This is a genomic window from Paracoccus chinensis (assembly GCF_900102885.1).
In the GTDB taxonomy this organism is placed as follows: Bacteria; Pseudomonadota; Alphaproteobacteria; order Rhodobacterales; family Rhodobacteraceae; genus Paracoccus; species Paracoccus chinensis.
In genome coordinates this window covers 22435-29020 of record NZ_FNGE01000025.1, presented here as the reverse complement: position 1 = coordinate 29020, position 6586 = coordinate 22435, and the positions used below count along the sequence as shown (strand labels likewise).

The 6586-nt window shown below is 66.7% G+C and carries 7 protein-coding genes, 1 tRNA gene and 2 pseudogenes; 6 read left to right on the top strand and 4 right to left on the bottom strand.

What is annotated here, in order from left to right; translation table 11 throughout:
- The 3 genes and pseudogenes from BLQ03_RS15985 to BLQ03_RS15975 all read right to left on the bottom strand — a co-directional run.
- Nucleotides 1-299: helix-turn-helix domain-containing protein (locus BLQ03_RS15985; protein WP_139166782.1), on the bottom strand; the 299-nt coding region annotated here is incomplete at its 3' end.
- Nucleotides 300-370: 71 nt separating this feature from the next.
- Nucleotides 371-693: pseudogene (locus BLQ03_RS15980) on the bottom strand (transposase); the annotation flags it as partial.
- 21 nt (nt 694-714) lie between these two features.
- Entirely contained in the window at nt 715-981 is a 267-nt protein-coding gene (locus BLQ03_RS15975; protein ID WP_090757318.1) for a ParB/Srx family N-terminal domain-containing protein, read from the bottom strand.
- Between the two features lie 773 nt (nt 982-1754).
- On the opposite strand from BLQ03_RS15975, the gene BLQ03_RS18930 reads away from it, so the two are divergent.
- The 4 genes and pseudogenes from BLQ03_RS18930 (at nt 1755) to BLQ03_RS15960 (ending at nt 3907) form a co-directional block, all read left to right on the top strand.
- Nucleotides 1755-1952, top strand: coding sequence for a hypothetical protein (locus tag BLQ03_RS18930; RefSeq protein WP_090757317.1), 198 nt, complete (start codon nt 1755-1757; stop codon nt 1950-1952).
- Nucleotides 1953-1980: 28 nt separating this feature from the next.
- Nucleotides 1981-2229 carry a DUF2924 domain-containing protein gene (locus tag BLQ03_RS19230; RefSeq protein ID WP_425415747.1) on the top strand — a complete coding sequence of 83 codons (249 nt, stop codon included), beginning with the start codon at nt 1981-1983 and terminating at the stop codon, nt 2227-2229.
- A pseudogene (locus tag BLQ03_RS19225) lies at nt 2226-2644 on the top strand (recombinase family protein); the annotation flags it as partial. The gene BLQ03_RS19230 and the pseudogene BLQ03_RS19225, both read left to right, overlap by 4 nt.
- Nucleotides 2645-2710: 66 nt before the next feature.
- Nucleotides 2711-3907 (top strand): recombinase family protein, encoded by a 1197-nt coding sequence (locus BLQ03_RS15960; RefSeq protein WP_425415748.1) that lies wholly within the window; start codon nt 2711-2713, stop codon nt 3905-3907.
- A 355-nt stretch (nt 3908-4262) separates the two neighbouring features.
- Here BLQ03_RS15960 and BLQ03_RS15955 read toward each other — a convergent pair.
- Nucleotides 4263-4337, bottom strand: a tRNA-Gln gene (locus BLQ03_RS15955).
- Nucleotides 4338-4430: 93 nt separating this feature from the next.
- Here BLQ03_RS15955 and BLQ03_RS15950 point away from each other — a divergent pair.
- Entirely contained in the window at nt 4431-5648 is a 1218-nt protein-coding gene (locus BLQ03_RS15950; RefSeq protein WP_090757322.1) for a BaiN/RdsA family NAD(P)/FAD-dependent oxidoreductase, read from the top strand.
- A 124-nt stretch (nt 5649-5772) separates the two neighbouring features.
- A complete protein-coding gene (locus BLQ03_RS15945) occupies nt 5773-6585 on the top strand; it encodes a class I SAM-dependent methyltransferase (RefSeq protein WP_090757315.1) in 813 nt (270 codons plus the stop codon).
- Nucleotide 6586: the final 1 nt, after the last annotated feature.

Genomic DNA, 6586 nt, shown 5'->3' with positions numbered 1-6586 from the left:
TTGCAGCCATAGGCCGGATGCGCCAATGCCAGCGCCCTGATGCGCTCCACTGTCTCCGGCGGCGTGGTTTGCGGGTGGCTCTTGTGGATCGGTGGCAGGTCCTTCAGCCCCTCGAAGCCCTGCGTCTGGAACCGCCGCTTCCATTCGTAAAAGCTGGTCCGATCCAGGCCGCGCTGCCGACAGGCCTCGGCGACGTTCCCCAGTTCCTTTGCCAGTTCCAGCACGCTCAGACGCTGCTGCGCCAGCTTCGTGCCCGCGTCACGCTTCTGCGGCTCCGCCGTGGTGGATGTGCGTCCCATGCCCTGATCCTCCCTTCCCTGAATAACACGGAAAGAAGGTTAAGTGGACGGTTTGTCTGACAGTGCCGTCAGATGTAGCGGTGCCTGGTGATGAAGGCGAACCTCATGTCGCCTCGCGCGCGAAAAAAGCGGCCGCCTTCTTGAGGATGTCACGCTCCGCCCGGAGCCGGGCGACCTCTTTCTTCAGCGCCGCGATCTCGGCCTGATCGGCCCGCATCTGCCCGTTTCCTGGAAACGCCGCAGTTGGCGCGGCAGTCAGCTCCCGCATCCAGCGCCGCAACACGCTCTCGGCGACATCTAGGTCACGGGCTGCCTGCGCCAACGATACACCGCGCTCGGTCACCAGCTTCACAGCCTCGGCTTTGAACTCACGGCTGAACTTCCGTCTCGTCATGTGTGATCTCCAGTCCCTTGGTCACGATCTTATCTTCGTGTCCACGCAACCGGCAGCAGGCCAGACACAGTGAACCTGGGCAAGACCGAGGAGCTTTGCGGCCTCGACACGTCCATGTCCGGCGAGAATGGTGCGCGTCTCATCAATCAGGACGGGGTTGGTGAAGCCAAACTCGCGGATGCTGTCGGCGATCTGCCGTAGCTGCTTGCGGGAGTGCTTACGAGCGTTTCTGGTCCAAGGCTTCAACTCGGCCGGCGAGAGATGCTCAATCCGTGGGGTCTTGGTCATCGTTCAGCCTCTCCTCCTTTGCCCAGGCCCCAATGGCCTCCCGGTCGCAGAGACGCGCCCACAGGAAGAGCAGATCGCCATCGGACATCCCGTGAGCCGTCGTTCTGTCGCCAATGAGGCTGGAAAGTTCGCGCACAGCACTTCCGGACCGATGATCGCCGCTGTCATGCGTCGTCCAGAAGATCGTCGTTGGGCCGGCAAGGCTGCCGCCCGCTTCACCACGAAGCTCCTCCCGACACTTGGCGAGCACCTACTTCAGCTCTTGAAAATAGCCGGAGCTTCGGCTGCGATCGGCAAACTTGGCCACTACGGAAGAGAGCAGGAGCAAGAAGTCACGAACCGGAGGGGCAGCCCGGCTGCGTCGCGCGTCGTCAAGGAGTGCCGGGCCGACCTGCCGCCACCGTGCGCGGAGCCGTACAAGATCCTTCTCCCGCGTCACGTCAAAAAGCCCTCAGGACAGCCGTGAGGGTCAGGGCATCGTTCTCCGCCAGTGCACAGGAGGCCTTCCTCAGAAGGGCCTCATCCTCCGCCTTGTAAGGCGCAGAGCCAGCCGGGCGGCCCGGCGGTCGCTTTGACGGCTTGTGTGAGTAACAAGAGGCCCGCGGAGAAAAAATGTTCCAAGACGGCAGGTCTTTCGATGCTGTCGGCGCAGACCCTCCCGCCCCGACTGGACTTCCGGCCGACGTCGAGCATGACTGACTGCATGCCCGGATCATCGCCGGGCTCTCTCCGGTACCAGCGACCGTAACGGTCACCACAACCGGAAGAACCAGATGTCTCAGTCCTCGACCGCTCCGGCCGCACCGCCGCGTACCGCCGCCTCGGTTACCGGTATCTCCAGCCTCGACCGTGCCGGGCTTCTGGCACTCTGGCAGGAGGTCCACGGCGGCCCGCCACCGCGGTCCATGAGCCAGCCGCTCCTGCGCAAGGTCTTGGCCTTCGACCTTCAACTCGGCGCGGCCGGCGGTTGACCTCCCAGCGTTGCGGAGCGGCTCGAACGTGCAATCCGTTCGGACAGTCGCCCGAAGGCGGCAGTCCCAGTCGCAGGGGGGGCGGCTCCTGCGGAAATGGAACGGCACCACCCACGTTGTCGAGATCAGATCGGAAGGCTACTTCTGGAACGGTCGCTTCTGGCGCTCGCTCTCGGCCATCACCCGCGAGATCACCGGGGCGCAGTGGTCAGGGCCACGCTTCTTCGGGCTGAATGCAGCAGGGCAGGGCGTAGGGCAGAAGGGGCGGCGGACATGACCTCACCGACCCCGGTCCGCTGCGCCATCTACACCCGCAAGTCCTCCGAGGAGGGGCTCGATCAGGGGTTCAACACCCTCGATGCCCAGCATGAGGCCTGCGCCGCTTATGTCGCGAGCCAGAAGCACGAAGGCTGGAGGCTGGTGAAGGACCGCTTCGATGACGGCGGCTTCTCTGGCGGCAATACCGACAGGCCGGCGCTGCAGCGGCTCCTCGCCGAGTCGACGCGGGCCGTATCGGCATGATCGTGGTCTACAAGATTGACCGCCTCACCCGCTCGCTGGCCGACTTCGCGCGTCTCGTGGGACGGCTGGAGGCGAAGGGCTGCTTGTTTGTCTCGGTGACGCAGGCCTTCAACACCTCGACCAGCATGGGGCGGCAGACCCTGAACGTGCTTCTCAGCTTTGCGCAGTTCGAGCGCGAGGTTGCGGGCGAGCGCATCCGCGACAAGATCTCGGCGTCGAAGCGGTGCGGGCTGTGGATGGGCGGGACACTGCCTTTGGGCTACGACCGCCACCCCGATCCGCGCGAGCAGGTGCTGGTGGTGAACCCTCTTGAGGCCGAGCAGGTGCGGCGGCTGTTTGATCTCTACGAGGAGACCGGCTGCCTCACGGCCCTGACGTACAGGGCACGGGCGCTCGGGCTGTGCTCCAAGCCCCGCCGCAATCGCAGGAATGAGGAGGTGGGCGGACGGCCCTTCGGGCGCGGACAGCTGCATTATCTGTTGACTAACCCGGTCTACATCGGTCGCGTCCGGCATCGTGGCAAGGACCACCCCGGCCAGCATCCGCCGATCATCGGAGAGGAGCAATGGCAGCGGGTACAGGCGCGCCTGCAGGATCGTGCCGGACGGATGCGGGGGAGGGAACCGGCGGAGGGCAGCGTCGCCTCCTCTCCGCTCATCGGCAAACTGAGCGATGAGACCGGCGACCGACTCACCCCGACCCAGACCACGAAGGGTGCGCGCCGCTATCGCTATTATGTCTCCAAGCGGCTCATCTACGGACCACCCGATCCGACCGCCTGGCGCCTGCCCGCGGCGACGCTGGAGGCCGGGACCGCAACCGGCATCCGGGCGCACCTCGCCCGGCTCCTGCGCGAGCACAGGTTGCTCGCTGAACCTGATCTTCTACGCCACCGCTCGGCTGAAGAGCAATTGGCAGCGAAGATCTTTGACGCGAGCGGGAAAGCTGAGGCAGAGGCGCGACTGCTTGAATTGATTGCCGAGGGCCGGATCGCGTCTGAGCGTCTCACCCTCCGCTTGTCCTCCGGCGCCGTCGCGGCGCTCAGCGGTCTGGAACCGGACGATCTCTGTCCCGACGCCCTGAACCTGACGCTTGCTGTCTCCCTCTGCCGTCGTGGTGTCGGAGCAAAGGTGGTGATCGGCGATTTCGTCCGACAACCGGACCCGAAACTGGTCGGCGCGCTGATCCGTGCGCATCGCTGGCTCGGCGCCCTGCGTCAGGGCCAGGATGTAGGGCGGCTGGCCCGCGACTCCGGCATCTCCGCCGGCTGCCTGCGCGGGCATCTGCAGTTGGCCTTCCTCGCCCCCGCTATCCAGCGCGCGATCCTCGACGGCACCCAGCCCGAGCACCTGACCCTGCACAGTCTGACGCGGCCCGAAATGCCACTGGACTGGGATCAGCAGTACCGCCGGACTGGGATCTCCCCGGTCTGATCCGCTTCCCTGTTCCTCGCTGCCCTGTCCCTGTTCGGCGGGCGCTTGTTCCCTGATGCAGCGCCACCAATTCCCTGTTCCTGCCAGCAGGGAATTCCGCTGCCAGGTCGTTGAAAACCGGGGCTCAAAGGGCTGACTGGTCCCGCGCCGCCTGCGCCTCTCTCGACAAATTCCCTGTAAACGCCTGCGGCGGGTGAAAACCGCACGACCGAAAACCCGTCCTGAGACGGGCGCGGAAGATGCTGAGATATGAAGGAGAAAGCCGTGTCTCAGTGTGCGGCGGACCTGCATAAGACACGGAATTGGCGAAGGTCTTCCTGCGCCTCAGGCGTGAGATGAATTCAGGTAAGATGACTGGCTGGGGCGGTAGGATTCGAACCTACGGTACACGGTACCAAAAACCGATGCCTTACCACTTGGCCACGCCCCAGCAGTGCGGGGGGTTTAGCGGCACCGTTTGGGGGGCGCAAGGGGGTTCGCGCAAAAACTTGTGGCTCCCCGCGCGGCGGGCTATCGGCGCGGCATGGATCAAGCGGATGTCGTCATTCTGGGGGCGGGGGCAGCGGGGCTGTTCTGCGCGGGAAGCCTTGCGGGGCAGGGGCTGCGGGTCGTCGTGCTGGATCATGCGCGCGATCCGGGCGAGAAGATCCGCATCTCGGGCGGAGGGCGCTGCAACTTCACCAACCTCGGGACCAGCCACCAGACATTCCTGTCGGAGGTGCCGCGATTCTGCGCCTCGGCGCTAGCGGGTTACCGGCCCGAGGACTTCGTGGCGCTGGTGGACCGCGCCGGGATCGCCTGGCACGAGAAGGCGCAGGGGCAGCTGTTCTGCGACGGGCGCGCCACGCAGATCGTGCGGATGCTGGTCGATCGCATGGGCTTGGCCGAGTTGCGGCTAGGCGTCGCCGTGCAGGGCGTCACGCCGGGGATGCCGCTGCGGGTCGAGACGTCGGCGGGACCGATCGAGGCGCGCCATGTCGTCGTCTCCACCGGCGGCAAGTCGATCCCGAAGGTGGGTGCGACCGGCATCGGCTACGACATCGCCCAGGCGACCGGGCACCGCATCGTCGAGACGCGGCCCGGTCTCGTGCCCCTGACCTTCGCGCAGCAGGACCTGCGGCTGAGTGCGCCGCTGTCGGGGGTCGCGGTGACGGCACGGGCCTCGCTGCCGGCTGCCAAGGCGCCGCGCCGTGCGGCAGTGGCCTTTGACGATCAGCTGCTGTTCACCCATCGCGGGCTGTCGGGGCCGGCGATCCTTCAGATTTCCAGCTACTGGCGTCCCGGCGAGGAACTGACCCTAGATCTTCACTCCGGCGACACCGCCCAGGCGCTGCGGCAGGCCAAGCGCGAGGGCGGCCGGGTGCAGGTGGCGACCGTGCTGGCGCGGCTGCTGCCCGAACGGCTCGCTACGGCCATCGTGGCCGAGGAGGGGCTGGAGGGCGCACGCTTGGCCGACCAGCCCGACGCGCGGCTGGGGGCGCTGGTCCGCCGCGTCCACGACTGGCGCATCCGACCCGTGGGGAGCGAGGGCTACCGCACCGCCGAGGTCACGGTGGGCGGTGTGGACTGCCGTGATCTGGATGCGCGCACGATGGCCTCGCGCCATGTTCCGGGGCTGCATTTCATCGGCGAAGTCGTGGACGTGACGGGCTGGCTGGGCGGCTACAACTTCCAGTGGGCCTGGGCCTCGGGCCATGCGGCGGCGCGGGCGATTCTGGGCGCGATCCAGCCCGACTCCTGATAGAATGGCGCGGCACCGGCCGGTGCCGGTGTCCTGACGGGCGGGTATCCGGCCCGCATCGCCCCTCGTCCGGTCGGGTTCGTGGGTCGGGCGTTGCGTTTCACCGCGAAGGCGGAGACTGACCATGAATCCGAACAAGGAATTGTGGGAGAAAGGGGATTTCTCGAAGCTGGCCGCCACCATGCGCGGCAGCAGCGACGCGCTGGTGGACGAACTCGGGATCACGCCGGGGATGAAGGTGCTGGACCTCGCCTGCGGGGACGGCGCGACGGCGCTGCCCATGGCCCGGCGCGGGGCCGAGGTGCTTGGCATCGACATTGCCCGCAACCTGGTGGCCGCCGCGCAGGCGCGCGTCGCGGCCGAGGGGCTGACGAACTGCCGCATCGTCGAGGGTGACGCCTGCGACCTGTCGCACCTTCCCGACGACGGCTTCGATCTGGTGGTCAGCATCTTCGGCGCGATGTTCGCCCCATGCCCCGCCGAGGTGGCGCGTTCGATGGTTCGCGTCACACGACCGGGCGGGCGCATCGTCATGGGGAACTGGATCCCGGGCGATCCCACCATGGTCGCGCAGATCCTGAAGCTTCTGTCGGACTACGGCCCGCCCCCGCCCGAGGGCTTCGTCCCCCCGACCTTGTGGGGCATTGAGGCGAATGTCCTTGACCGCTTCGGCCAGGCCGGCGTCCCGCCCGAGGCGATCACGATGGAACCCGCTTTCTACGAGTTCCACCTGGATGCGCCACCCGCCGGGATGGTCGAGCTGTTCATGACCTACTTCGGTCCCGTGATGCGCGTTTTCGAGGCCTTGGGCGAAGGACCACGGGCCGAGGAGTTGCGGGGAAAACTGGTCGATCTGATCTCGCGGGAAAACCGCAGCCGCAACGGCGGGACGGATATAGCAGCGCGGTACCTGCGGGTCACGGTCCGCGTCCCGTAGT

Excerpts from the sequence above, each read along its gene's own strand:
- BLQ03_RS15975 (WP_090757318.1), bottom strand. The coding sequence starts at position 981 with ATGACCAAGACCCCACGGATTGAGCATCTCTCGCCGGCCGAGTTGAAG.
- BLQ03_RS18930 (WP_090757317.1), top strand. The coding sequence starts at position 1,755 with ATGTCTCAGTCCTCGACCGCTCCGGCCGCACCGCCGCGTACCGCCGCC.
- BLQ03_RS15960 (WP_425415748.1), top strand. The coding sequence starts at position 2,711 with ATGGGCGGGACACTGCCTTTGGGCTACGACCGCCACCCCGATCCGCGC.
- BLQ03_RS15950 (WP_090757322.1), top strand. The coding sequence starts at position 4,431 with ATGGATCAAGCGGATGTCGTCATTCTGGGGGCGGGGGCAGCGGGGCTG.
- BLQ03_RS15945 (WP_090757315.1), top strand. The coding sequence starts at position 5,773 with ATGAATCCGAACAAGGAATTGTGGGAGAAAGGGGATTTCTCGAAGCTG.